Raw genomic sequence first — 22,981 nt, forward strand, 5'->3', positions numbered from 1 at the left:
AACGAGCCTACCGTTCCGGCCCGACCCGCACCGAGACCCGTTGCCTGCCAGCCAAGTCCGCGGCCAATGCAGCGACATCCTCGGCTGTGACAGCACGGACACGATCCAAGGACTCCCCGATGCTCCACAGTTCACCCTGGACGAGTTCTGCCTTGCCGAGCCTGGACATGCGTGAGTAGCTGTCTTCGAGCCGCAGCACCGTCGTGCCCGCAATCTGCCCTTGGGCTCGCTCCAACTCCTCCGCCGTGATTCCTTGTGCCAGGCGCTCCAGTTCGCTGCCCAGGAGCCCCTCAACCTCATCGGCGTTCGCCGGGTTGCAGGCCGCATACATGCCCCACACCCCCGTTTCTGCACTCGGTGCGCCGAACGAGTACACGCCGTACGTCAGTCCCCGCTTCTCCCTGATCTCCTGGAACAACCGGGAGGACATGCCGCCGCCCAGGATTGCGTTCGCGACCGCGACCGTAGAGCGGCGCTCCTCAGTGGCCTTGAAGCCCCTCATCCCCAACAAGACGTGGGTCTGCTCCAGGTCGCGGTTGACCCGCACGTGAGGTACCGACGACGCCTCCACTGCGGCATTCGTGTCGCGGCGCGCCAAGGGTGCGCGGGACTCGTCGGTGAGGTTCCAGCCGCCGTGAACCAACGCTTCGGTCACGAGCGCGCACACCGTGTCATGGTCCACTCCCCCGGCGGCCGTCACGATCAAGCCCTCCGGAACATAGTGCTCCCGGTAATGCGCCTCAACTGCGTCGCGGCTCACCGCACGGATAATCTCCGGCGTGCCGCCGATGGGACGGCCCAGCGGGTGCCCAGCAAGGACAGCCTCGGTGAACCGTTCATGCGCAACGTCGCCGGGATCATCCTCGGCCATCGCGAGTTCCTCCAAGATGACGCCCCGCTCCATGTCGAAGTCAGCTTCGTCAAGGCGCGCGGAAGTCACCATGTCGCAGATCACATCGATCGCGAGGGGGACGTCCTGATCCAGCACGCGTGCGTAGTAGCAGGTGAACTCTTTGCCTGTCATTGCGTTCGACTCGCCACCCACCCGGTCAAAGGCCACCGCGATGTCTTGCGCCGAACGCCGCCGCGTGCCCTTGAACAGCAGGTGCTCAAGGAAATGGGTGGAACCGGCTTGTTCGGGGATCTCGTCACGACTTCCGACACCCACCCAGGCACCCACGGTTGCGGAGCGCATTCCGGGAATGTGCTCCGTGAGAACTCGGACTCCGCCTGGCAAGACTGAGCGCGAGATCACGGCACCGTGGTCCTGCTCAAAGCTCAGACGTGAGCCAGGGAACTGGGCGGCAACAAGAGGAAGTGCATGAGGCATAGGTGCGAGCCTACGGTGCCGTGCGGCCATCCGGGGTCACGGCGCGGGCCGCTTTGGCTGCGCGCGAGTTCGCAGCAATCAGCAACACCATCGACACCACGGCACCACCGCACAAGAAGATCGCCCACGTGACTGTCGCTGGCCACACCAAGGCCGCCACACCGGAGAGCGCCAAAGCGAGGCCCGACAGTACCGCGAGGGAGTAGCCAGCCCGATGCCCCGCCACCCAAGCTTCGTCCGAGGCGAGGGTGGCCTGCGTCCGGAGACCCACAAAGTCGTTGCGTCCGAGCACGCCCGTGGCCGCACGGTGCGCAATCACGATCGACACGGTTCCAGCGACCGCGACGAGCGCGGGAACGACATATGTCAGGAAAGTCTCCATTCCGCCACACTACCCGCTGGAACCCAGCGCCCTGAGGGGCGCCGGACATGCCACGAGGGCGGTCCACCGGGCCCGCAGGCCTGGCGAAACCGCCCTCGTGTGAGTCAGACGATCGGTGGCGATTACTCGCCGGCCTCTGCGGCCTCGCCCTCGTCCGTGCCTTCTTCGACGACACCGAGCGACAGCTTGCCGCGCGGGTCGACCTCGTTGATCTCGACCTGAATCTTCTGGCCAATCGAGAGCACGTCCTCGACGTTCTCCACGCGCTTGCCACCGACGAGCTTGCGGATCTGCGAGATGTGCAGCAGTCCGTCCTTGCCGGGGCTCAGCGAGATGAACGCGCCAAAGGCAACGGTCTTCACGACCGTACCGACGAAGCGCTCGCCAACCTCAGGAACGTGAGGGTTCGCGATGGCGTTAATGGCGGAACGTGCGGCCTCTGCGGACTCGCCGTTGTCGGCGCCGATAAACACCGTGCCGTCGTCCTCGATGCTGATGTCTGCACCGGTGTCGTCCTGGATCTGGTTGATCATCTTGCCCTTAGGGCCAATGACCTCACCGATCTTGTCCACGGGCACCTTGACGGTGATGATGCGCGGTGCGTACTGGCTCATCTCGTCGGGCTCGGAGATGGCCTGCGCCATGACCCCCAGGATGTGCAGACGTGCGTCCTTGGCCTGACCCAGTGCGCCAGCAAGCACGGAGGCAGGAATGCCGTCCAACTTGGTGTCGAGCTGGATCGCGGTCACGAACTCGGAGGTACCGGCAACCTTGAAGTCCATGTCACCGAAGGCATCTTCGGCGCCCAGGATGTCGGTCAGAGCCGCGTAGCGGGTCTCACCGTCAACGGTGTCGGACACCAGGCCCATGGCGATACCGGCCACAGGGGCCTTCAGCGGCACACCGGCGTTGAGCATGGCCAGGGTCGATGCACAGACCGAACCCATCGAGGTGGAACCGTTCGATCCCAGTGCCTCGGAGACCTGACGAATCGCGTACGGGAAGTCCTCACGCGAGGGCAGCACGGGAACGAGCGCACGTTCGGCGAGTGCACCGTGGCCAATTTCGCGGCGCTTGGGGCTTCCCACACGACCAGTCTCACCCGTCGAGAACGGCGGGAAGTTGTAGTGGTGCATGTAGCGCTTGTGCGTCTCAGGAGAGAACGAGTCGATCTGCTGTTCCATCTTGAGCATGTTCAGCGTGGTGATACCCATGATCTGGGTCTCGCCGCGCTCGAAGATGGCGGAACCGTGGACGCGCGGGATGGGACCGACCTCTGCGGACAGCGGGCGGATGTCCTTCAGGCCACGACCGTCGATACGGAAACCGTCGGTGAGGATGCGCTGACGGATCGTCTGCTTGGTGACCGAACGCACCACCGCGGAGACTTCCTTCTCACGGCCTTCGAACTGCTCGGCGAAGTTCTCCAGCGCGGCGGCCTTGATCTCGTCAAGGCGGTTCTCGCGGGTCTGCTTGTCAGCGATCTGCAGTGCCTCGGACAGGTCACCGGCAACGAAGGGCTGCACTGCCGCGAAGACGTCGTCCTGGTAGTCCAGGAAGCGCGGGAACTCCACGGTCTCCTTGGCGGCCTTGTCGGCAAGCTCCTGCTGTGCCACGCACAGGGCGCGGATGAAGGGCTTGGCGGCTTCGAGACCTTCGGCGACAACCTCTTCGGTGGGTGCGACTGCACCCTCGGAGATTAGGTTGAATGCGTCATCAGTGGCTTCGGCTTCCACCATCATGATGGCGACGTCGTCGCCGACGATGCGACCCGCGACAACCATGTCGAACACGGCGCGCTGCTTCTCTGAGTAACGCGGGAATGCGACCCACTGGCCGTCGATCAGGGCGATGCGGACACCACCGATGGGGCCGGAGAACGGCAGACCAGACAGCTGAGTCGACATCGAGGCCGCGTTGATGGCCAGGGTGTCGTAAGCGTCGTCGGGGTCGATCGCGAGGACGTTAACGACGACCTGGACCTCGTTACGCAGGCCCGACACGAAGGAAGGGCGCAGCGGACGGTCGATCAGACGGCAGGTCAGGATCGCGTCGGTCGTGGGACGGCCTTCACGGCGGAAGAACGAGCCGGGAATCTTACCTGCGGCGTACGAACGCTCTTCAACGTCGACGGTCAGCGGGAAGAAGTCGAAGCCCTCGCGGGGGGACTTGCCGGCAGTGGTAGCCGACAGCAGCATCGTGTCACCGTCAAGGTAAGCGGCTGCGGAACCAGCGGCCTGCTTGGCGAGGCGACCGGTTTCAAAACGGACAGTTCGGGTGCCGAACGAACCATTGTCAATGGTTGCCTCGGCGAACTGGATTTCGGGACCTTCCATGGGGGAAGTCGCTCCAATCGTTGTGGAGCAGGCCAGGCGAACTTAAGGGGCTCGTAGAACCTCACTGATCGTCAGTCGACATAGTCAGACGTGCACCCGCGTCACATGCGCGGGGATTCTGCCCATCTCCACCGAGGATCAGCGTCCAGCTGGCCTGCCAGGTGTATGAAATTGGGCTCCGCCGGAACCGGCGGGCCTTACCCATGCTATCAGCAGTACTCCCTGTGAGGCCGATGCAGGGGCACGGTGTCGTTCCGGTGGCGTGGGAAACCACGGAGAACCGGCGCGATCATGGCCGTGGCACGCCAGATATGCGAAAGACCCGGCCGCTCTACCTCCTGGCGGAGGGAGCGACCGGGCCGAGCGCGACCGGGTCTTGAGCCTTAGCGGCGCAGGCCCAGGCGCTCAATCAGCGAGCGGTAACGCTCGATGTCGACGCGCTGGAGGTAGTTCAGCAGGTTGCGGCGCTTACCGACCAGCAGCAGGAGGCCACGACGCGAGTGGTGGTCGTGCTTGTGCTCCTTGAGGTGACCGGTGAGGTCGTTGATGCGCTGGGTCAGGAGTGCAACCTGAACCTCGGGTGAACCAGTGTCACCCTCGACGGTTGCGTACTCGGTCATGATGGACTTCTTGGTGGCTGCGTCCAGAGGCACGGCTCACTCCTTCTTGTCTCGTTGCGCGGTGCCCCCGGGCATGTTCTCCGAGGGCATGGAATCCGCGGCCGTTTCACGGCGACGTTCAACTATACAGCAGGGCGCGGTCTGCGGCGACCTTGCGCTCCATCGCGACAGTGACCCGACTCCCGAGCTCATCCGGTAGCGGTGGCAGCGCCGTGACAGCGCTCCACGGCACGGGCGGGCAGACGACTGATCCCCATGGCCGCGTCGCGTAGGAGGTCGCGAGAAAATCTACGGCCTTCTGTAGGTGAGCGCCCCGCATCGGCCCTACTCCCGTCAGCGTGATCCGTTCCCGGGAAAGGCGCGCGACATCGATGTCCAAAGTAAGTCGCTGGTGTGAGGTGCGTCCCACGACAGCGATGCCGCCAGGATCGAGCGCCTCGACCGCTGGACCAAGAGCGCCTGCGCCACCAGAGACGTCCAGAACAACGTCGTGGCGGGGATAGCCAGGCGCAGGGGCAAGCGCAGCGTCCGCACCAAACTCGAGAGCACGTTGCCGCCGCACAGCGCGAGGGTCCACGATGGTGACCGAACGCGCTCCCAGCTCAGCCGCCATCGCGACGGCGACAAGCCCCTGGACGCCGGCACCCAACACGACAAGCCGCTTCGCCTCGACGTCACCCGCAGCAGCAAACGCCGAGGCCACCGATGCCACGGCGCACCCAGTGAGAGAAGCGATCACGTCCGGCACCGCCGTGGGCACGAGCGCGATGAGTGCCCCGGCAGGCAGCACCATCGCCTGCGCGAGCGATCCCGAGAGCGTCCACGGGCCATGGAGCGACTGCTGGCCCACAACGCGCGGCGTTCTACAGGGCCTCGTGCGCACACACGCGTGGCACTCCCCACACGCCACTTCACGGCCCCACGTCACTCGCATCCCAGGCGCGAGTGACACGCCGTCGACGGTCAGCGCTTCCATCCCGCGCCCAACGGCCTCGACGGTGCCCACACCTTCATGCCCCAGCACCATCGTGGCCGTTCCGTCACGACTTCCCTGTGCGGCGTCTCGCACACAACCGCACACGCCGGCAACCGAGACGCGCACCAACACGTCACCTGGCGACAGGGCCGGAAGATCGACAGAGACCACCTGCGTGGCGCCGCCATACGCGACGAGCGCGCGCGTCTGCGCCGCGACGGGGTTGTCGCCATGGGGGGTACGGGGGGCCACGCGGGGACGGATAACGGCCATGCCTCGCACCCTGCCGCACCCTGGGCTGATACTCCAGCGGCTGCGCGCCTCAGAGAGGCAACCGTCACCGGACGTTCAGCGATCTGTCACCTACGACAGGTCGGCGACCTCATAGCGGTCGATGATGGGCCGCTGAGGCGCCGGAAGTACACGCCCCGCTGTCGAGTCCCACGCCTCTTCCCAGCGCCCGTCTTCCATGGCTTCTTCGAGGACATCGTTGATCCACATGCGGAACGTGGTGTTCTCCAAGGCCACGCCAATGCCATACGGCTCGGCAGTGAACGGTGCACCCACGATCCGGAACTGGCCGTTCGACTGGTCCGCGTAGCCCGCAAGAATGACATCGTCCGTTGTCACCACATCGACTTGCCCGGTCCGCAACGGCTCCAAGCAGTCGGAGTAGTCATCAAACAGGGCCAGGGAAGCCTCCGGTGCAAGCGTCACGATGGTGTCCGCGGCGGTCGACCCCTCCACCGAGCACACATGCTTGTCCGCAAGGTCACGCACGGAAGCGATATCGACATCGTCCTTGCGGGTCATCAGCGACTGCCCGGCGACGTAATACGGACCAGCGAAGGCCACCTGGTCCTTGCGTTCAGGCGAGATGGTGTAAGTCGCCACGACGAAGTCCACGGCACCGTCTTGAAGGAGCTGCTCACGGTCCTCGGAGGTCGCTTCCACCCAGGTGATCCCGGACTCTTTCACGTCAAGTTCATCAGCGATGATGCGCGCAACTTCCACGTCAAAGCCTTGCGGAGTTCCGGATGAGTCGAGCTCTCCAAAAAGCGGTTGGTCGTGTTTGATTCCAATGCGCAAGGAGCCGCTTTCCTGAGCGGCCGCCATGGTCGAGCCAGTCTCAAAGCCATCAGTTGCACATGCGGACAGCGACGCCACAAGCAGCGCCGCAATACCGGCCGCAACAATGCGGCTAGTCGTTCTCAGATGTGACATCGTCACTCCCCTCTGCGCCCTGAGGGTACACGGCACGGGCCAACCGGACACACATGTCCTGGTCTCTCCGGCATGGGAGAGTGCGCACCACCCACGTGTCTAGAGCGGGCCCTGGCCCGCAGGCGTGCCCGCAACCAGCGGGTCATCCTGCTCGCCAGCCGTGACCTGGCGGCGGGCCCGGCGCAGCCTGCCCTCGAGCCATGTCGCAAGCGATGAGACTGCCATGTTGACGGTGATGTAGATCACGGCAGCGGCGAGGATCAGTGGCACGACATACGAGTTTCCGAAGAAGTTGTACAGCGTCTTGGTCACCGTCAAGAGCTCGACATAGCCGATGATGAAACCCAGCGAGGTGTCCTTCAACAGCACCACGATCTGGCTAATCAGTGCCGGCAGCATGATCCGAATCGCTTGCGGAAGTTGAATGCGCATCATGGTCGCCAGCGGCGACAGTCCTACACTCAGACCGGCTTCCTTCTGTCCTCGCGGCAGTGCGGCGATGCCCGCTCGTAGGATCTCGGCCACCACCGCGGTGTTGTAGACCACGAGGCCCAAGACCACGGCCCACAGGGGCTTCAGGTTCAACGCGATCACGCCAAAGTAAATGATCAACAGCACGGGAATGCCACGAAACACGTGGGTGAACCCGTACGCGGGCCACTTCACCCACCGTGACGGTGCCTGTCGCGCAATCGTCAAGACCAGCGCCAACACTGCGACGATCGGAACCGCTATCGCGACCGCCTTGAGCGTGCCAAGCACAAGCCCATCCCAGAGCAGACGGTTCCATACCTCTAGTCCAGAGAACCCTTTGGCCCCGTCCCACAGGACTTGCCAACGGTCATCAAAGAGCCCACGCTGATAGGCATCGATGGCAAACCAGGCCAGACCGCCCAGGATGACTACTGAGAACACGACCGTGTAGATCTTGTCCCTCACGATGGCCTTGGGACCAGGGACGTCGTACAGGACCTGCTGCTTCTCGCTCATCGCGCCACCGCCACCTTCGACTCAAAGCTCTCAGCCGTGATCGACAACGGCAGCGTCATCACCAGGAACGCCAACCCCACGCCCGCGAAGATCCCCACCACATCCCCCGGATTGCCGTTGGCAAGCCGGTTGGCCACCGCCACCAACTCGGTGGTCGCGAAGCCAGCCGCAACGGAGGTGTTCTTGATGTGGGCGATGTAGACGTTGATCAAGGGCGGGATCACTGAGCGGAAGGCTTGTGGCAACACCACCAGCGACAACGTCTGAACGAAAGTGAGGCCCACACTGCGAGCGGCCTCCGCCTGTCCCACTCCTACAGAGTTGATTCCGGACCGGATCGCTTCACACACGAAGGTGGCCGTGTACAGCGTCATTGACAGGATCGCCATAGGAACACCGAGCGGCACCACCAGCCCGAACAACTGAGGTGCCGCGTTCAGCATGAAGAGGAAGATCAGAGTCAGCGGGGTGTTACGCACCACCGTGACATAGGCGGTGGCGAAAGTTCGCAGCGGGGCCACAGGCGATGCCCGAAACGCCGCAAGCGTCACGCCCCACACGAATGCCAACACGCCCGCGGCAACCGCGATCCACAACGTCGTCGTGAATGCCCGCCACAGCAGATCGGAGTTCTCGATCAGCGCTCCCATTGCCCCACTCCCCTGATGTCAGGCGTGGGCCCCGCCGTCTCCGGCAAGGCCCACGCCGTCGCTATCGCTTAGTTCTCGTAGCGGTCCACGCTGGGAACCTCAGGCTCCGGGAGGACTGTGCCAGCGGATCCGTCCGCGTTCCACGCTTCAAGCCAGCGTCCGTCCTCGAAGATCTCCTCGAGGACATCGTTAATCCAGTCGCGGAACTCGTCATCCTCACGCGCCAGGCCGATGCCGTAGGGCTCCTCGGTAAATGGCTCGCCAGCAATGGCGAACTCACCGTCAGAGTCATCGACATAGCCAGCCAGAATGACGTTGTCCGTGGTCACCACATCGACCTGACCGTTACGCAACGGCTCAAGGCAGTCCGTGTAGGCACCGAAGAGCTCCAGGTTGGCGTCCGGATAGTTCTCCATGATGTTGGCAGCAGGAGTAGAGCCCTCGACGGAGCACACATTCATTCCAGCGAGATCGTCAGGTCCCGTGATGTCTGTGTTGTCCGCCAGCACCATCAGAGATTGGCCGGCGTTGTAGTACGGCCCCGCGAAGGAAACCTTCTCCTTACGGTCGTCATTGATGGTGTAGGTAGCCACCACAATGTCCACTTGCCCACCCTCAATGAAGGGTTCGCGGTTGGCGGAAACCGTCTCCGTCCACGTGATGTCCTCCGGAGCGATTCCCAGCTCTCCGGCGATGATCGTGCCGATGTTCACGTCAAATCCGACGGGTACGCCGTCAGGTCCCACGAGCCCGAACAGCGGCTGGTCAAACTTGGTACCGATGGTGATGCTGCCGGCTTCCGCCAACGCCGCCATGGTCGAACCCTCAGGGAAGTCGGAGGCCGCAACGTCAGCGGTGTCACCTCCATCGTCTGAGGAACATGCGGTGAGGGCAATCGCCGCGACGGCCCCGAGGGCCGCCACCTTGGTCTTAGTGAACATGCGTTGTTCTCCTCTCATCTGCCGGTGAGAACCCCTCCCCCGGCACTTGGACGCCACTAGTGCGTCAAGATCTTGGATAGGAAGTCCTTGGCCCGGTCCGTCTGCGGGTTCGTAAAGAACTCCTCTGGCGTGGCCTGCTCCTGGATCAGGCCATCGGCCATAAACACCACGCGGTTGGCTGCCTTGCGGGCAAACCCCATCTCGTGGGTGACGACGATCATGGTCATGCCTTCTTTGGCAAGGTCCGTCATGACGTCGAGGACTTCGTTAATCATCTCCGGGTCAAGTGCCGACGTAGGCTCGTCAAACAGCATGACCTTGGGCTGCATCGCCAAGGAACGAGCGATGGCGACACGCTGCTGCTGCCCACCGGACAGTTGCGCCGGGTACTTCTGGGCCTGATTTCCCACTCCGACGCGGTCAAGCAACTCCATCGCGTGACGTTCCGCTTCCTTCTTGGACGTCTTGCGCACCTTCACCGGGCCAAGCGTGACGTTCTCGAGAATGGTCTTGTGCGCGAACAGATTGAACGACTGAAACACCATGCCGACATCCGCACGCAAACGCGCCAGGGAACGTCCCTCCGCCGGGATCGGTTCGCCATCGATGGCGATCAGGCCGTCGTCGATGGTTTCGAGTCGGTTGATGGCGCGACACAAGGTGGACTTTCCGGAGCCCGACGGCCCAATCACCACCACAACCTCGCCGCGAGCGACGTCCAGATTGATGTCGTTGAGGACGTGCAAATCCCCAAAATGCTTGTTGACGTGCTCTAGGCGGACGAGCGGCTGTGCTCCGGTGTCCGACCCTTCAAAGGCATCTCCCATTTTCTGACCATAGCGGGAAGGTCAAACAAATGTCCCGACGTAGCGAACGGACTTAACCAAGATGTAACACGGTGCGACACCAGGCCACATCCGCGGCAAGCGCGTCGGTCAGCGCTTCAACTGACCCGAAATCAAGCATCGGACGGTGCCACTGCACCAAGTCAAAGGCCACCTCGGCGCCATACAGGTCAAGTCCGGAACGATCGATCGCAAACCCCTCGACCCGCAACGCAGCCCCGCCAACCGTGTAGTTGATACCGATGCTGATAGCCGTCTCCATGGGTTGCCCGCGCCACTGTGCTGCCGCCGGGTTGTCACGGGCATCGAGCACGGTCAGCCATCCGGCATACACGCCATGGCGTGGAATCATGCCCCCGGTAACGCCAAGGTTCGCCGTGGGAAAACCGATCTCACGCCCCAGCTTGTCGCCGTGCTCGACCACACCGCGCAAACGGTGCGGACGGCCCAACACTTCCGCCGCCTCAGCCATGCGGCCGTTGTCCAACAACTCCCGTACCCATGTTGACGACCAGCGCCGCCCTGACTCCGAAACCGCGCACGCATCGGCGATCACGTCGGTCTCAAAACCCATCGTGGCGCCCAACGCGCGCATCGTCTCGACATCCCCGGCGTTGCCCCGACCAAACTTGGTGTCCTGTCCCAACACCACGGTTTGCGCGCCCAGACCATTCACCAGCCAGGTGCGAACAAACTCCTGAGGCGTCTGCTGAGCAAACTCCATCGTGTAATCGATCACCAACACTCCCGCAAGACCGGTCTGCGCAAGTCGATCAAGTTTGTCTTCGATACCAGTGATGAGTTCCGGCGGGTGCGCAGGATCGTGAACGACCTTGGGGTGCGGATCGAAGGTGATCGCGACGGCGGACTGGCCACGCTCGGATGCATCCGCCACCATCCGTTCCAAGACCGCCTGGTGTCCCCGATGCACGCCGTCAAAGTTCCCGACCGTGACCGCGGTGGGCCCCAGGTCAGCAGGAATCTCCTCAAGCGAGCGCCAAATGTGCATGGCGCCCATTGTGCCCGAAAGCAGAAGTCTGACCTAGCGGGGGTCGAGCATGATCAGTGCGAGTTTGCTGGGCTCACGCGCCTCGACGGCGTGCGGGAGCCTCGTCGTCAGGTGGATGACGCCGCCCGGGAGGAGTTCATCCGTACGTCCGTCGGCAGTAATGGCCAAGCGGCCTTCGAGGACCACCAACAAGACCGGCATGGCGGCGGTGTGTTCGGTCAGCACTTGACCTTGATCGAACGCGAACAGGACTATGCGGGATCCTTCCGCTTTCAGCACGGTGCGAGACACCGTCGACTCAGGTTGCACTGTTACCAAGTCAGCCAGATCAGCGACTGTGGTCATCGCGCCGTCCGTGGATGTCGACGCACCCAGCATTGAGGGACGATTCGTGGGGACATCCGCGGACATCTAGGCCTCCAGTCAGTGACGGTACCTAGCAGACTACGGACGTCGATGGCGGGCCGTGAGGGACGAATGGCCCGGACCCGGCAACGCCGCTACGCCTGTGACGGTTTGAACACGATCTCCGGCTTGAGTCGCCCGTCAACCTGCTTCACGATCGCCACGAGTTCACTGTCCGCAGTCAGGCCCGCCAACAGCCCGCCTTCAACAAGGGCTTCTTCCCCCTCAAGTGACTGCCCAAACCCTAAGGTGGTCGCTTCACGCGGGGTGAGTGCGCGCACCGGGAGAATGTCTGCAGCCGCATCACCCAGCGATAGCCGCGGCACCTCTCCCCCGGCCTCCACCATGGCGCCCAGAGTGTCCAGCGTCATCGCATCGGCCACTTCAAAGTCTCCAACGCTCAAGCGCCGCAGTGCAGTGAGGTGGCCGCCCACGCCCAGAGCCGCCCCAAGATCACGCGCCAGGGCGCGTACATAAGTCCCCGACGATACGTCCACACGCACGTCGAGGTCGATGACCGCGCCGACCCTGCGGGCCCCCAGGACTTTGAACTCCGTGACAGTGACCGGCCGGGCAGGAATCTCGACGTCTTCGCCGTCGCGCACGCGCTTGTACGCACGCTCGCCGTTGATCTTGATGGCGCTCACCGCGCTGGGCACCTGCATGATGTCCCCAGTGAGGTCGGCGATCGCGGCACCGATCTGGTCCGCCGTCACACCGGTAGCGTCCGCCTCGGAGGTGATGTCACCTTCGGCGTCGTCGGTGACGGTCGCCTGACCTAAGCGAATCGTGGCCTCGTACACCTTGTCGTGGCCCACCACGTACGTCAGGAGCTTCGTGGCCTTGCCCACGCCAATGACCAGCAAGCCAGTTGCCATGGGGTCCAGAGTGCCGGCGTGGCCAACCTTGCGCGTGCCGGCAAGACGCCGCATGCGCCCGACCACGTCATGAGACGTCCAACCGGCAGGCTTGTCAACGAGGACGATGCCCGGGGTGGGCTCGTCCTTAGCGTTCTTCGCCATCCTCGCCGGCCTCATCACGGTGACGGTACGGGTCTTCATCGCCAGCGTAGGTGGCGTTCTCACGCAACTTGCGCAGTTCCTCGTCACGCACGTGCGCCTCGTGGAGGGCCTTATCCAACGTGGCCGCTGTCTCCGGCACCGCATCGAGGTGGAACTCCAGCGTGGGCGTGAGCCGGATACCCAGCTCCTTGCCCACTAGTGATCGCAACCGCCCCTTGGCGGAGGAGAGGGCGGCGGCCGTAGCCGCACGCTCCTCTTCCCCGCCAAACACGGTGTAGAACACGGATGCCTGCTGGAGGTCGCCCGTCACTCGCACATCGGTGACGGTCACGAACCCCAGACGTGGATCCTTGATCTCGGTCTCCAGCGCGCGGGCCACCAACTTCTTGATGGTGCCCGCGAGCCGCAGTGCCCGTGCGTTGTCAGCCATTAGTTCCTCGGGATCTCGACCATCTCGAACGTCTCGATGATGTCGCCGACCTGAATGTCGTTGAACTTACCGAGACCGATACCGCACTCGTAGCCATCCTTGACCTCAGTTGCGTCGTCCTTGAAACGACGCAGGGTGTCGATCGTAGGTTCGCCGATGACGACGCCCTCACGCACCACCTTGGCCTTGGCGTTACGAACGATCTTGCCCGAGCGCACCAAGCAACCGGCAATGTTGCCGAACTTGGACGAGCGGAAGATCTCCTGGATCTCGGCAGCACCCACCTGGCGCTCCTCGAACTCCGGCTTCAGCATGCCCTTCAGCGATGCCTCGACGTCTTCGATGGCGCGGTAGATCACCGAGTAGAAGCGCATGTCGACACCCTCGCGGTCTGCGAGTTCCTGCACACGCTCTGCGGGACGCACGTTGAAGCCCAGGATGATCGCGTTGTCGACCGTCGCGAGGTTCACGTCGTTCTGCGTCACAGCACCCACGCCACGGTGGATGATGCGCAGGTCGACCTCGTCGCCCACATCGATCTGGAGCAAGGCGTCCTCGAGTGCTTCCACAGCACCGGAGACGTCACCCTTGATGATGAGGTTAAGAGTGTCGATCTTGCCTTCCTCGAGTGCCTTGTTGAGGTCCTCCAGGCTGATGCGCTTGCGACGCTTGGCGAGCTGAGCGGCACGTGCGGCTGCTTCACGCTTCTCAGCGATCTGACGTGCCGTACGGTCGTCGTCTGCCACCAGGAACGTGTCACCGGCGCCAGGCACCGAGGTCAAACCGATCACCAGCACCGGACGTGCGGGGGTGGCTTCCTCGACCTGGTTGTCGTGCTCGTCAAACATGGCACGCACACGGCCATGAGCCGTACCTGCCACGATCGAGTCGCCGACACGCAGAGTTCCGGAGTTCACCAGCACCGTCGCGACTGCACCACGACCCTTGTCAAGGTGTGCTTCGACGGCAACACCGCGAGCATCCTTGTTGGGGTTAGCACGCAGGTCCAGGCCAGCGTCCGCGGTCAGCAGTACGGCCTCGAGCAGCTTGTCGATGTTCAGGTTCTCGCGAGCAGAGACCTCGACGAACATTGTGTCGCCGCCCCACTCTTCAGAAACCAAGTTGTACTCGGTCAGCTGCTGGCGAATCTTGTCCGCGTTCGCGCCTTCCTTATCGATCTTGTTGATCGCGACCACGATGGGGACGTTCGCAGCCTGAGCGTGGTTCAACGCTTCAATGGTCTGCGGCATCACACCGTCGTCAGCGGCGACCACCAGGATGGCGATGTCGGTGACCTGAGCACCACGGGCACGCATGGCCGTAAACGCCTCGTGACCCGGGGTGTCAATGAAGGTGATGGCGCGGGTGACGCCCTCGTGCTGGTGGTGCACCTGGTAAGCACCGATGTGCTGGGTGATACCACCGGCTTCGCCCGAGATGACGTCCGCGTTACGGATGGCGTCGAGCAAGCGAGTCTTACCGTGGTCGACGTGACCCATGACGGTGACGACCGGAGGACGAGCCTCGAGGTCCTCGTCGGTCTCAGCCTCAAGTTCCGCTTCAAGGTCAAGACCGAAGTCCTCGAGGAGTTCCTTGTCCTCGTCCTCGGGCGACACGATCTGGATCTTGTAACCCAGCTCGGCACCCAGGGTCTCGAAGGTGTCCTGGTCCAGTGACTGAGTGGCAGTTGCCATCTCACCCAGGTGGAACAGCACCGTCACGAGCGACGCGGGGTTGACCTCAATCTTCTCGGCGAAGTCAGTCAGCGTTGCACCACGACGCAAGCGGATCAGCGTGTTGCCGTCACCCCGAGGGATCTGGACGCCACCGATGGCCGGTGCTTGCTGCTGCTCGTACTCGGCCCGCTTGGCGCGCTTGCTCTTACGCGAGCGCGCAGGCTTACCGCCCTGGCGTCCGAAGGCTCCTGCCGTGCCGCCACCGCGGCCGCGGCCACCAGGAGCCGGACGGCCACCGGGACCACCGAAACCGGGACGACCACCGGGTCCACCCTGACCGCCGCCAGGACGGCCACCGGGGCCACCCTGACCGCCACCAGGACGACCACCAAAGCCGCCGGGCGCGCGCTGAGGCATCTGTCCGGGAGTGGGGCGAGGCCCACGGCCTGCACCGCCGGGTCCACCCTGACCGCCACCAGGACGACCACCGGGGCCACCCTGACCGCCACCAGGACGAGGTCCGGGACGGTTGGTCTGGAAGGGGTTGTTGCCGCCCGGACGGGGACGCGGGCGCGGCCCTGCCGAACGGTCAGAGAACGGGTTGTTTCCACCCGGGCGCGGGCGCGGCTTTGGCATGTCCGCGGGCGTGGGGGCACCGGGCTTCGCCGCAGCACCAGGCTTGGCGGCGGCAGGCTTGGGAGCTGCCTTCTTCTCGGCCTTGGGCGCGGGCTTGGGGCCAGGCTTCGGGGCTTCGGGGGCAGCGGCGGCGGGCTCTTCTGTCTTGGGCGCGGGCTTGGGTGCCGGCTTGGGGCCAGGCTTGGGTGCTGCAGCCTTCTTAGCGGGTGCAGACTTAGCAGGCGCATCGGCCTTCTTGTCAGCCTTGCCGCCAACGGGGAAGGCTTCGCGAGCCTTGCGCACCACGGGAGCTTCCAATGTCGAGGAAGCGCCCTTGACGTACTCGCCCATCTCATTGAGCTTGGCGATGAGTTCCTTGCTGGGAACTCCTAGTTCTTTCGCGATCTCGTGAACGCGGGGCTTTGCCACAATACTCCTGTCTCGGTCCGACCGAGGCAGGGGTCGAACCGTCGTTAAAGGTGGGTACTCATCGTGAGGTACTCATCGAACGACCATGGGCTTTCATCCCATCTTGTAAGCGGTTCATGGAACAGCACTGGTGCGTCATGGAAGCGGCAACTGTGAGACATCCGCAGCCGGAACGCGCAGTGCGCGACCGATGCTGCGACGCTTGAGCGCCTTCTCCCAACAGTCCGGTTCGGGGTGCAGCCACGCTCCCCTTCCCGGCCTGGTACCGGCCTCGTCAACCACCACGTGGTGACCGTCAAGGACCAGTCGCATCAGGACTGACCGAGGAGCCGTGTTTCGGCACCCCACACACGTGCGCTGGGGCTCGTGAGAGCTTGCGTCAGGCGCGCGGGAGTGACCGGACATGGTTTCTCGGCCTTCCTAGTCTAGCGGGTCACGACCATAGGCCCGACCGCAGCGTGTCTTACCGTCGTGCGACCGGGGCGTCAGGGTCCTCGTCAGAGCGAATATCGATGCGCCAGCCTGTAAGTCGCGCCGCGAGCCGGGCGTTCTGCCCTTCCTTACCGATCGCCAACGACAGGTGGAAGTCCGGCACCACGACACGCGCGGCGCGCTCTTCCTCATCGACCACTGTCACGGACACCACTCGTGACGGCGAAAGCGCATTCCCGACAAACACCGCGGGGTCTTCGTCCCAGTCCACGATGTCGATCTTTTCGCCCCGCAGCTCACTCATGACGGCCCGCACTCGTGACCCCATCGGACCAATGCAGGCGCCCTTGGCGTTTACTCCGGAGACGGTGGCGCGCACCGCCATCTTGGTACGGTGCCCGGCTTCACGCGCGAGCGACATGATCTCGACGGTGCCGTCCGCGATCTCGGGGACTTCAAGTTCGAATAGTCGGCGAACCAAGTTGGGGTGTGTTCGGGACAGTGTGATCGAGGGACCTTTGTTTCCGCGGGTCACATCCAACACGTAGCCGCGCAAACGCTCACCGTGGACATACGTCTCAGTGGGGACCTGCTCATGCTGCGGTAGCACTGCTTCCACATCGCCGATGTCGACGTGGACGTTACGTGGGTCCGCTGCCTGCTGGATCACACCAGACACCAGGTGTCCGGCCTTATCGGAGTAGGCACCCAAGACCTGCTCGTCGCCAGCCTGACGCATGCGCTGCACGATCACCTGGCGTGCCGTCGCCGTCGCAATCCGACCAAAGTTGTCCGGGGTGTCATCGAACTCTGGCATTTCGTTGATGTCGATCCCGGTCTCCGGGTCGATGTCTTCGCGGGCGTAAATCGTCACACGGCCCGTGTCACGGTCCACGTGCGCGCGGGCATTCGCGTATGACCCCGGAGTCTTGTGATACGCGGAGACCAGTGCCTGCTCAATCGCGTCCAACAAGACGTTGAGAGAGATCTCTCGTTCTCGCTCCAAGCCCTTCAGGGCTGCCATATCGATGTCCATTGCGTCCTCCTGCTGTGCGGCGATTGCGCCGACTTCCACGTCAATACTGTGGACCTTGATGTCCACCTTGGCCAGTCCTCACGTCTCGCGCCAAGCACGGGACGTGGACGATCTAGTCGAGCCGCTTGAGCTCCACCTGAATGGTGGCGCGAGTGATCTCCGCCAACTGCACGGTCTGTTGCTGGCCGTCCACGTCGAACACGACGGTGTCGCCATCCACGTCGGTCAGCCTGCCGACGAAGCGACGGTCACCTGCCACGACCTCAACAAGGCGCGTGCGTGCGCGCATGAAGTGTGAGCGTGTGGTGAGCGGGCGGTCCGTTCCCGGGGTCGAGACCTCGAGAAGGTACGGGGTCGAGGGGACGTTCGCTTCGTCGAGCGCCGCGCCGATGGCGCGAGAGGCTTCAGCCACAGCATCGAGGTCGGCAGATCCTGTTTCCGTCTCCGGTAGGTCCACGGTGACCAGCACCTTGGTGCGTTTCCCTGCGGGCGACACCTTCACGCTGTCGAGCACCAATCCGGCCTGCTCAGCGGCCGGTCCTGCGAGGTCGGCAATCCGGCTGTCAAGTTCCATGGGCCATTCGCCTCCTCGCGTGCCGAGAGCACGCTGTCCGTTGCTGTAGTTGGTCAGGCACCATTCTAACGGTGAGCCGTGGAATCATGTCCGCCATGGGATTGTCTTCTGGCTTTGTGCGTGTCACCGCCGTCCTGACCGCTGTGGCTCTCGTGTCAGGGTGCTCATGGCGGCTCGAATCTGACACTCCCACGTATCCGTCGCCGGACGCCACCACCCTAGAAAGGGACGCGGCAGCCGACCTGGAACAGGCCATCCTCGATGCCACAACGTCGGATGCGGACGATTCGACCTCAGGAACGGTGCTGCGCGCACAAGAAGAGGCCTCCGCTCCGGTCCGTCTCGATGCTCTTGGGGGCGTCTACGAGGCCTACCCAGACGTCACGCCAACCCCAGACGGCACGGCCGCCCCGGCCCCTGGCCTGGTGGCATCCATCATTGAAGCGCGTGACAGCCACTTCACCGTGGCGATGTCGACGTCCGACCGCAACCTGGCAGGTGTACTGCTGTCGGCAGGCCTGTCGCATGCGTTGACGCTCTGGTACGCCGCATGGGTCGACCAAGTCGTGACAGGGACAGAAGCCGTGGTCTCCGCCGAGCGTGTGCTCGACACACCCGCGCTCGATGGCGAGACCCTGGTCCCTGCCGCCACCCAGTTGGATCCTGCAGTGGTGAGCCAACTCGCGTTGACGCACGACCGCGCGGGATACCTGTATGAGGTACTCGGGGCCAGGTCCACCGACACCGAACGTGAACAGTGGCTCACACGCAGCGCGTTGCAACGCGCACGCGCCGCCGCTCTCCTCACCCTTCCCGGCACGGAAGACCTACGGGAGTCTGTGTACGTCACGCCCACTCGGGACATCGCCGATGCTGCAGCGCGGGTGTCGGTGGCACAGGCGCACGAGTCCATGATCGGAGACACCTACGCCACGTTGGTGTCCGATGCCGCGACCGGCGATGTGGCGTGGCTTCTGTCTGCAGCGTTCGATGCCTACGCCCAGGCCGCGGCCTACGGTGATGCCACTGCAGACTCTGCCGTGATTCCGGCGCTGCCGGGGCTCGAACCCTTGCCCAGCCCCAGCAGCGACTCGGAAGCTTAAGCCAGGGCGTCCTTCAACCGCCGCGTCACCTCAGCGGCGGCATCGGCTACCACGAGGCTCTCCGATGCGCCAGTAGCGCGCGTCTTCAGTTCCACCTCGCCGGCTGCGAGCCCACGGCCCACGACCACAATGAACGGCGCACCTAGCAGCTCGGCGTCCTTGAACTTGACGCCGGGCGACACCTTGGGACGGTCGTCGTACAGGACCTCAACGCCAGCGTTCTCAAGGCTGGCTGCGAGTTCGGCAGCGGCCTCAAACACCGCATCGTCCTTGCCCGTGGCGACCACGTGGACGTGGAACGGTGCCACGTTGATGGGCCAGGTCAGGCCCAGCTCGTCGTGGTTGAGTTCCGCGAGCAGAGCGAGCACACGAGTGACGCCGATGCCATACGAGCCCATCGTCACGACCTGCTGCTTGCCGTTGACGTCAAGCACCTTGAGTTCAAGAGCCTCGGCGTACTTGCGTCCCAGCTGGAAGATGTGCCCGATCTCGACGCCGCGCGCGAGTTCGAGTGGACCGGAGCCGTCCGGGGCAGGGTCGCCCGCCCGTACTTCCGCTGCTTCAATCGTGCCGTCGGCCGTGAAATCACGGCCAGCGGTGAGTTCGAACACGTGGCGGCCGGCTTCGTTGGCCCCGGTGATCCATCGGGTTCCGGAGACGATGCGCGGGTCCAGCAAGTACCGAACAGCAGTGTCGTCCTCGTCCCCCGCCGAGACACCTTCTGGCCGTGCCTGCGGTCCCAAGACGCCCGGCCCGATGTAGCCCTTCACCAGCTCAGGGTGCTTGGCGAAGTCGGCCTCGGTTGCAGCCTCAACCTCGTTCGGAGCAAGCACTGCCTCCACACGAGCCATATCGACATCGCGGTCACCGGGAACTCCCACGACCAGCAGGGAGCGCTCCCCTGCCGGAGAGGTCACGGCGAGGACAACGTTCTTCAGAGTGTCAGCAGCGGTCCACTCGCGATCGGGACGCGGGTGATCCGCGTTGGCCATCGCCACGAGCGTGTCAATGGTGGGCGTGTCCGGCGTATCTTCCACGTGAGCGGCGGGGGCATCGGTGAAGTCGATGTCGGCAGGTACCGGCGTCGTCACGGCCTCGACGTTGGCGGCGTAGCCTCCGGGCGAGCGCACGTAAGTGTCTTCGCCGACCTCGGTGGAGGCAAGGAACTCTTCGGACTTGGACCCACCCATGGCACCCGACATCGCGGACACGATCACGTAGTCCAGTCCCAAACGGTCAAAGATGCGGATGTAAGCGGCACGTTGGGCTTGGTACGACGCCTCAAGGGCCTCGTCGTCAATATCGAAGGAATAGGCGTCCTTCATGATGAACTCGCGGCCGCGCAACAGTCCGGCACGGGGACGCGCCTCATCGCGGTACTTGGTCTGAATCTGGTAGATCGAGAGCGGCAAGTCCTTGTAGGAGGAGTACAAGTCCTTCACCAGCAAGGCAAACATCTCTTCATGTGTGGGCGCCAGGAGCATGTCGGTGCCCTTGCGGTCCTGCAGACGGAAGAGGTTGGGTCCATACTCCGTCCACCGACCGGTGGCCTCGTACGGCTCTCGCGGCAACAAGGCCGGGAAGTGCACTTCCTGGGATCCTGCGCGCTCCATCTCCTCGCGCACCACTGCCTCAACCTTTGCCAGCACCTTCAGGCCCAGAGGCAACCACGAGTAGATGCCTGGCGCGGCACGACGAATGTAGCCCGCCCGGATCAGAAGCTTGTGCGAGGCGACCTCGGCATCGGCCGGATCTTCACGAAGGGTACGCAGAAAAAGTGTGGACATGCGAAGCATGGGCTAAGCCTAGTTCACCGCCTGGAAGCCACGGCCACGATGAAGAAAGACCTGAAGCCCCGCCGTGGTTCTACGGCCAGGGCTAGAACATGATGGTCGCGAACGTGCCCACCCGCCGGAACCCCACCGCGTCATACGCCGCAAGAGCCGCGGCGTTGAAGTCATTCACGTACAGCGACACGGTGGGAGCATGATCGGCACGCACAGCCGCAATGACCTGAGCGATCCCCACCCGCGCAAGCCCACGACCGCGCGCCGAGGGATGAACCCACACTCCCTGCAGTTGTGCGACTCCCCCGCCCAACGCACCAACCTCCGCCTTAAACACCACTTCACGGCGTCCACCCACGACACCGAACTGGACATACGCGCGACCCGCTCGAATCAGGTAGTGAAGCCGGTCCTCATAGGCGGCGCGTCCATGACGCATCGGGTCGTACCCCACCTCCCCGATGAACATATGAACGCACGCCGGAAGCAACTTCTCGTAGTCGTCCTCGGTTGCCTGCCTGAGGGGTTCCAGTTGAAGCGCATCTGCCGCAGTCACGACACCAGGCTCAGGGTCGCTCGCAATAGCAAGCGACTCCTGGCGGGAACGCACCTCCCGCGCGGGGCCCCACCACGGCTCGACTCTCCCCCACAAATCCAAAGTCACCGCAGCATCCCCCACCAAAGCCGCTGGTCGGTTGAGCCTGCCGACTATGGCCGCAGCAACATCGGCCCGTACGGCATCGTCGTCGTCAACATCGCCAGTAGAAGGGAGGACTGCACTCAAGTTCGCGCCAGCCCACACCAGGCCTACCAACTCCTTGGACCAGCCAGTACGACGCCGCACGCCCCACAATCCAGCAGGCACCACGCCTGAGCCTTGGGCTGCCTCTAGGTACATGGCAGGCACCACATACGCCACCGGATCAACGGCACACATCGCCGTCATGTCCTCCAAGTCGCGCCGCTGCGCCGGGGCCAGCACATGCTGGGCCCTCCGGAGCAGCGAATCGGTCATGACGAAGCGACGACCTCAGGCGACGCACCCTCGACGGGCTCCATCGTCTCCGCGATACGCATGGCCTCTTCGATGAGAGTCTCCACGATCTGGGACTCCGGCACAGTCTTAATGACCTCACCCTTAACGAAGATCTGCCCCTTGCCGTTACCCGACGCCACGCCCAGATCAGCTTCACGCGCCTCACCGGGGCCGTTGACGACACAGCCCATCACCGCGACGCGCAACGGCACTTCCATACCTTCAAGCCCGGCTGTGACCTTCTCTGCGAGCTCATACACGTCAACCTGTGCGCGTCCGCATGAAGGGCAGGACACAATCTCGAGCTTGCGCTCGCGCAGGTTCAGGGCCTGGAGAATCTGGATGCCGACCTTGACCTCCTCGACGGGAGGCGCGGACAGGGACACGCGGATGGTGTCACCGATGCCCTGGCTCAGCAGCGCACCGAATGCGGTGGCGGACTTGATGGTGCCCTGGAACGCGGGCCCGGCCTCGGTCACACCCAGGTGCAGGGGCCAGTCGCCGCGCTCGGAGAGCTGCTTGTAGGCCTCGACCATGACCACGGGATCGTTGTGCTTGACCGAGATCTTGAAGTCGTGGAAGTCATGCTCCTCGAACAGGCTGGCCTCCCACACGGCGGATTCCACCAGCGCCTCAGGCGTGGGCTTGCCGTACTTCTCCAGTAGGCGCTTGTCGAGGCTGCCGGCGTTGACACCAATACGGATCGACGTGCCGTGATCCTTCGCGGCCTGCGCGATCTCCTTGACCTGATCGTCAAACTTCTTGATGTTGCCAGGGTTCACTCGCACCGCCGCACAGCCGGCCTCGATCGCCGCATACACATACTTGGGTTGGAAGTGAATGTCAGCGATGACCGGAATCTGAGACTTGCGCGCAATCGCAGGAAGAGCGTCGGCATCGTCCTGCGTGGGGCACGCCACACGCACGATGTCGCACCCAGCCGCCGTGAGCTCGGCGATCTGCTGAAGCGTGGCGTTGACGTCATGGGTCTTGGTCGTCGTCATGGACTGCACGCTCACAGGTGCATCCCCACCGACGTACACGTCGCCCACCTTGATCTTGCGCGTCTTGCGGCGTGGCGCAATCGTCGGGGCGGGCATGGCAGGCATTCCGAGTCCAATAGTCACGGTCTC

The 22,981-nt window shown here is 63.8% G+C and carries 22 protein-coding genes; 1 reads left to right on the forward strand and 21 read right to left on the reverse strand.

Translation table 11 applies throughout. From position 1 onward, the window contains the following. Positions 1-7: 7 nt before the first annotated feature. The 18 genes from ON058_RS08110 to rimP form a co-directional block, all read right to left on the reverse strand. A complete protein-coding gene (locus tag ON058_RS08110; protein ID WP_274668546.1) occupies positions 8-1,330 on the reverse strand; it encodes a pitrilysin family protein in 1,323 nt (440 codons plus the stop codon). A gap of 10 nt (positions 1,331-1,340) precedes the next feature. Next, a complete protein-coding gene (locus ON058_RS08115; RefSeq protein WP_274668547.1) occupies positions 1,341-1,712 on the reverse strand; it encodes an SdpI family protein in 372 nt (123 codons plus the stop codon). A gap of 122 nt (positions 1,713-1,834) precedes the next feature. After that, complete coding sequence (locus ON058_RS08120; protein ID WP_274668548.1) at positions 1,835-4,048, reverse strand: polyribonucleotide nucleotidyltransferase; 2,214 nt, start codon at positions 4,046-4,048, stop codon at positions 1,835-1,837. Between the two features lie 383 nt (positions 4,049-4,431). Further along, on the reverse strand, positions 4,432-4,701 hold the full coding sequence (rpsO, locus tag ON058_RS08125; RefSeq protein WP_062076478.1) for a 30S ribosomal protein S15: 270 nt from the start codon (positions 4,699-4,701) through the stop codon (positions 4,432-4,434). Between the two features lie 85 nt (positions 4,702-4,786). After that, on the reverse strand, positions 4,787-5,917 hold the full coding sequence (locus ON058_RS08130; RefSeq protein ID WP_274668549.1) for an alcohol dehydrogenase catalytic domain-containing protein: 1,131 nt from the start codon (positions 5,915-5,917) through the stop codon (positions 4,787-4,789). A 90-nt stretch (positions 5,918-6,007) separates the two neighbouring features. Beyond that, the gene (locus ON058_RS08135; RefSeq protein ID WP_274668550.1) at positions 6,008-6,868 is read right to left on the reverse strand and encodes a glutamate ABC transporter substrate-binding protein; all 861 of its coding nucleotides are present in this window, start codon (positions 6,866-6,868) and stop codon (positions 6,008-6,010) included. 99 nt (positions 6,869-6,967) lie between these two features. Further along, positions 6,968-7,858 (reverse strand): amino acid ABC transporter permease, encoded by an 891-nt coding sequence (locus tag ON058_RS08140; RefSeq protein ID WP_274668551.1) that lies wholly within the window; start codon positions 7,856-7,858, stop codon positions 6,968-6,970. Continuing rightward, positions 7,855-8,508: an amino acid ABC transporter permease gene (locus ON058_RS08145; RefSeq protein WP_274668552.1), complete on the reverse strand. Its 654-nt coding sequence runs from the start codon at positions 8,506-8,508 to the stop codon at positions 7,855-7,857. Before ON058_RS08145 ends, ON058_RS08140 begins: the two co-directional genes overlap by 4 nt. A gap of 68 nt (positions 8,509-8,576) precedes the next feature. Beyond that, positions 8,577-9,449 (reverse strand): glutamate ABC transporter substrate-binding protein, encoded by an 873-nt coding sequence (locus tag ON058_RS08150; protein WP_274668553.1) that lies wholly within the window; start codon positions 9,447-9,449, stop codon positions 8,577-8,579. 56 nt (positions 9,450-9,505) lie between these two features. Then, the gene (locus ON058_RS08155) at positions 9,506-10,276 is read right to left on the reverse strand and encodes an amino acid ABC transporter ATP-binding protein (protein ID WP_274668554.1); all 771 of its coding nucleotides are present in this window, start codon (positions 10,274-10,276) and stop codon (positions 9,506-9,508) included. A 52-nt stretch (positions 10,277-10,328) separates the two neighbouring features. Next, positions 10,329-11,303: a bifunctional riboflavin kinase/FAD synthetase gene (locus ON058_RS08160; RefSeq protein WP_274668555.1), complete on the reverse strand. Its 975-nt coding sequence runs from the start codon at positions 11,301-11,303 to the stop codon at positions 10,329-10,331. A 33-nt stretch (positions 11,304-11,336) separates the two neighbouring features. Next, positions 11,337-11,714 carry a cupin domain-containing protein gene (locus ON058_RS08165; RefSeq protein WP_274668556.1) on the reverse strand — a complete coding sequence of 126 codons (378 nt, stop codon included), beginning with the start codon at positions 11,712-11,714 and terminating at the stop codon, positions 11,337-11,339. Positions 11,715-11,803: 89 nt separating this feature from the next. Further along, positions 11,804-12,730 (reverse strand): tRNA pseudouridine(55) synthase TruB, encoded by a 927-nt coding sequence (gene truB / locus ON058_RS08170; RefSeq protein ID WP_274668557.1) that lies wholly within the window; start codon positions 12,728-12,730, stop codon positions 11,804-11,806. After that, entirely contained in the window at positions 12,714-13,160 is a 447-nt protein-coding gene (gene rbfA, locus ON058_RS08175; RefSeq protein WP_274668558.1) for a 30S ribosome-binding factor RbfA, read from the reverse strand. The genes truB and rbfA overlap by 17 nt, the downstream gene beginning before the upstream one ends. Further along, positions 13,160-15,880, reverse strand: a complete 2,721-nt coding sequence (gene infB / locus ON058_RS08180) for a translation initiation factor IF-2 (RefSeq protein WP_274668559.1) — start codon at positions 15,878-15,880, stop codon at positions 13,160-13,162. Before infB ends, rbfA begins: the two co-directional genes overlap by 1 nt. Positions 15,881-16,015: 135 nt before the next feature. Further along, on the reverse strand, positions 16,016-16,285 hold the full coding sequence (locus ON058_RS08185) for a YlxR family protein (protein WP_274668560.1): 270 nt from the start codon (positions 16,283-16,285) through the stop codon (positions 16,016-16,018). A 58-nt stretch (positions 16,286-16,343) separates the two neighbouring features. Continuing rightward, positions 16,344-17,348 (reverse strand): transcription termination factor NusA, encoded by a 1,005-nt coding sequence (nusA, locus tag ON058_RS08190; RefSeq protein WP_274668787.1) that lies wholly within the window; start codon positions 17,346-17,348, stop codon positions 16,344-16,346. A 112-nt stretch (positions 17,349-17,460) separates the two neighbouring features. Continuing rightward, positions 17,461-17,922 carry a ribosome maturation factor RimP gene (gene rimP / locus ON058_RS08195; protein WP_274668561.1) on the reverse strand — a complete coding sequence of 154 codons (462 nt, stop codon included), beginning with the start codon at positions 17,920-17,922 and terminating at the stop codon, positions 17,461-17,463. 95 nt (positions 17,923-18,017) lie between these two features. Between rimP and ON058_RS08200 the strand changes: the two genes are divergently transcribed. Beyond that, positions 18,018-19,025 carry a hypothetical protein gene (locus ON058_RS08200; protein ID WP_274668562.1) on the forward strand — a complete coding sequence of 336 codons (1,008 nt, stop codon included), beginning with the start codon at positions 18,018-18,020 and terminating at the stop codon, positions 19,023-19,025. Here ON058_RS08200 and ON058_RS08205 read toward each other — a convergent pair. From ON058_RS08205 to ispG, 3 genes are all read right to left on the reverse strand, one after another. Continuing rightward, positions 19,022-20,812 (reverse strand): proline--tRNA ligase, encoded by a 1,791-nt coding sequence (locus tag ON058_RS08205; protein ID WP_274668563.1) that lies wholly within the window; start codon positions 20,810-20,812, stop codon positions 19,022-19,024. The genes ON058_RS08200 and ON058_RS08205 overlap by 4 nt on opposite strands. Positions 20,813-20,903: 91 nt before the next feature. Next, positions 20,904-21,827: a GNAT family N-acetyltransferase gene (locus ON058_RS08210; protein WP_274668564.1), complete on the reverse strand. Its 924-nt coding sequence runs from the start codon at positions 21,825-21,827 to the stop codon at positions 20,904-20,906. Continuing rightward, a complete protein-coding gene (ispG, locus tag ON058_RS08215) occupies positions 21,824-22,957 on the reverse strand; it encodes a flavodoxin-dependent (E)-4-hydroxy-3-methylbut-2-enyl-diphosphate synthase (RefSeq protein WP_274668788.1) in 1,134 nt (377 codons plus the stop codon). The genes ON058_RS08210 and ispG overlap by 4 nt, the downstream gene beginning before the upstream one ends. Positions 22,958-22,981: the final 24 nt, after the last annotated feature.

The organism is Demequina sp. B12 (assembly GCF_028823635.1).
GTDB lineage: Bacteria > Actinomycetota > Actinomycetes > Actinomycetales > Demequinaceae > Demequina.

What these genes read in the sequence shown, in the direction of transcription:
- ON058_RS08110 (WP_274668546.1), bottom strand. Translation starts at nt 1,330, where the DNA reads ATGCCTCATGCACTTCCTCTTGTTGCCGCCCAGTTCCCTGGCTCACGT.
- ON058_RS08115 (WP_274668547.1), bottom strand. Translation starts at nt 1,712, where the DNA reads ATGGAGACTTTCCTGACATATGTCGTTCCCGCGCTCGTCGCGGTCGCT.
- ON058_RS08120 (WP_274668548.1), bottom strand. Translation starts at nt 4,048, where the DNA reads ATGGAAGGTCCCGAAATCCAGTTCGCCGAGGCAACCATTGACAATGGT.
- ON058_RS08130 (WP_274668549.1), bottom strand. Translation starts at nt 5,917, where the DNA reads ATGGCCGTTATCCGTCCCCGCGTGGCCCCCCGTACCCCCCATGGCGAC.
- ON058_RS08135 (WP_274668550.1), bottom strand. Translation starts at nt 6,868, where the DNA reads ATGTCACATCTGAGAACGACTAGCCGCATTGTTGCGGCCGGTATTGCG.
- ON058_RS08140 (WP_274668551.1), bottom strand. Translation starts at nt 7,858, where the DNA reads ATGAGCGAGAAGCAGCAGGTCCTGTACGACGTCCCTGGTCCCAAGGCC.
- ON058_RS08145 (WP_274668552.1), bottom strand. Translation starts at nt 8,508, where the DNA reads ATGGGAGCGCTGATCGAGAACTCCGATCTGCTGTGGCGGGCATTCACG.
- ON058_RS08150 (WP_274668553.1), bottom strand. Translation starts at nt 9,449, where the DNA reads ATGTTCACTAAGACCAAGGTGGCGGCCCTCGGGGCCGTCGCGGCGATT.
- ON058_RS08155 (WP_274668554.1), bottom strand. Translation starts at nt 10,276, where the DNA reads ATGGGAGATGCCTTTGAAGGGTCGGACACCGGAGCACAGCCGCTCGTC.
- ON058_RS08160 (WP_274668555.1), bottom strand. Translation starts at nt 11,303, where the DNA reads ATGCACATTTGGCGCTCGCTTGAGGAGATTCCTGCTGACCTGGGGCCC.
- ON058_RS08165 (WP_274668556.1), bottom strand. Translation starts at nt 11,714, where the DNA reads ATGTCCGCGGATGTCCCCACGAATCGTCCCTCAATGCTGGGTGCGTCG.
- truB (WP_274668557.1), bottom strand. Translation starts at nt 12,730, where the DNA reads ATGGCGAAGAACGCTAAGGACGAGCCCACCCCGGGCATCGTCCTCGTT.
- rbfA (WP_274668558.1), bottom strand. Translation starts at nt 13,160, where the DNA reads ATGGCTGACAACGCACGGGCACTGCGGCTCGCGGGCACCATCAAGAAG.
- ON058_RS08185 (WP_274668560.1), bottom strand. Translation starts at nt 16,285, where the DNA reads ATGTCCGGTCACTCCCGCGCGCCTGACGCAAGCTCTCACGAGCCCCAG.
- nusA (WP_274668787.1), bottom strand. Translation starts at nt 17,348, where the DNA reads ATGGACATCGATATGGCAGCCCTGAAGGGCTTGGAGCGAGAACGAGAG.
- rimP (WP_274668561.1), bottom strand. Translation starts at nt 17,922, where the DNA reads ATGGAACTTGACAGCCGGATTGCCGACCTCGCAGGACCGGCCGCTGAG.
- ON058_RS08200 (WP_274668562.1), top strand. Translation starts at nt 18,018, where the DNA reads ATGGGATTGTCTTCTGGCTTTGTGCGTGTCACCGCCGTCCTGACCGCT.
- ON058_RS08205 (WP_274668563.1), bottom strand. Translation starts at nt 20,812, where the DNA reads ATGTCCACACTTTTTCTGCGTACCCTTCGTGAAGATCCGGCCGATGCC.
- ON058_RS08210 (WP_274668564.1), bottom strand. Translation starts at nt 21,827, where the DNA reads ATGACCGATTCGCTGCTCCGGAGGGCCCAGCATGTGCTGGCCCCGGCG.
- ispG (WP_274668788.1), bottom strand. Translation starts at nt 22,957, where the DNA reads ATGCCTGCCATGCCCGCCCCGACGATTGCGCCACGCCGCAAGACGCGC.